This is a genomic window from Streptomyces sp. WELS2 (genome assembly GCF_013870595.1).
GTDB lineage: Bacteria > Actinomycetota > Actinomycetes > Streptomycetales > Streptomycetaceae > Streptomyces.
Genome location: NZ_JACBWZ010001332.1, coordinates 1 through 1,107, shown reverse-complemented (window position 1 = coordinate 1,107; position 1,107 = coordinate 1). Strand labels below are relative to the sequence as shown.

The window sequence follows — 1,107 nt, the reverse complement described above, 5'->3', positions numbered from 1 at the left end:
GCAGCAGCGCCCGACCGGCCCAGGTGAGCGCGGCGGCGAGGAGCAGGGGACGGCAGGTCCGCTTGTCGATCATGCCGCCCACCTTAGGAAACGCCCGGCACCGGGCCGGATCCGGGAAGCCTCCCCGCCGGACGCCCGAAGCCGCCCCGCTACACCTCGGCCCTCGCCGTGGCCAGCAGTTCCTCGGCGTGGGCCCGGGCCGCCTCGGAGTCCTCCTGGCCCGCCAGCATGCGGGACAGCTCGCGGATGCGTTCCTCGCCCTCGAGCACCTTGACGCCGGAGCGGGTCACGGAGCCGTCGTTGGTCTTCTCCACCAGCAGCTGGCGGTCGGCGAACGCGGCGACCTGGGGCAGGTGGGTGACCACGACGACCTGCGCGGTCTTGGCGAGCTTCGCCAGGCGCCGGCCGATCTCGACCGCGGCCTTGCCGCCGACCCCGGCGTCCACCTCGTCGAACAGGTACGTCGGGACCGGGTCGGTGCCCGCGAAGACCACCTCGACCGCGAGCATCACCCGGGACAGCTCACCGCCGGAGGCGCCCTTGGCGATGGGCCGCGCCGGGGCGCCCGGGTGCGGGGCGAGCAGCAGCTCGACCTCGTCCACGCCCGACGGTCCGTAGGCGACGGTCCGCCCGCCGACCTCGACGCCCTCGGGGTCGTCGGTCTGCCGGATGTCGAAGGACACGCGCGCGTGGGGCATCGCCAGCGAGGCCAGTTCGGCGGTGACGGCCGCGGCGAACCGTTCGGCGGCCTCGGCCCGCGCGTCGGTCAGCCGCTGCGCGAGGACGCCCAGCTCGCCCCGCAGCGCGTCGCGCTCGGCGGTCAGCTCGGTGATCCGCTCGTCGTCGCCGTCCAGCTCGGTGAGCCGGGCGGCGCCCTGCTCGGCCCAGGCGAGGACCGCGTCGATGTCCTCGCCGTACTTGCGGGTCAGCGCGGTAAGCGCGGCCCGGCGCTCCTCCACGGCGGCCAGCCGCAGCGGGTCGGCGTCGAGATCGTCGGCGTAGCCGGCCAGCTCACCGGCCACGTCGGTGAGCAGGATGCCGATCTCGCCGATCCGGTCGGCGAGCGCGGCCAGCGCCGGGTCGTGCGCCCGTACGGCCTCCAGGGCG

Annotated in this window: 1 pseudogene; it reads right to left on the bottom strand. The window is 75.7% G+C overall.

Annotated elements, in window-relative coordinates:
* Positions 1-149 precede the first annotated feature (149 nt).
* Positions 150-1,107: pseudogene (locus H5J33_RS36140) on the bottom strand (DNA repair protein RecN); the annotation flags it as partial.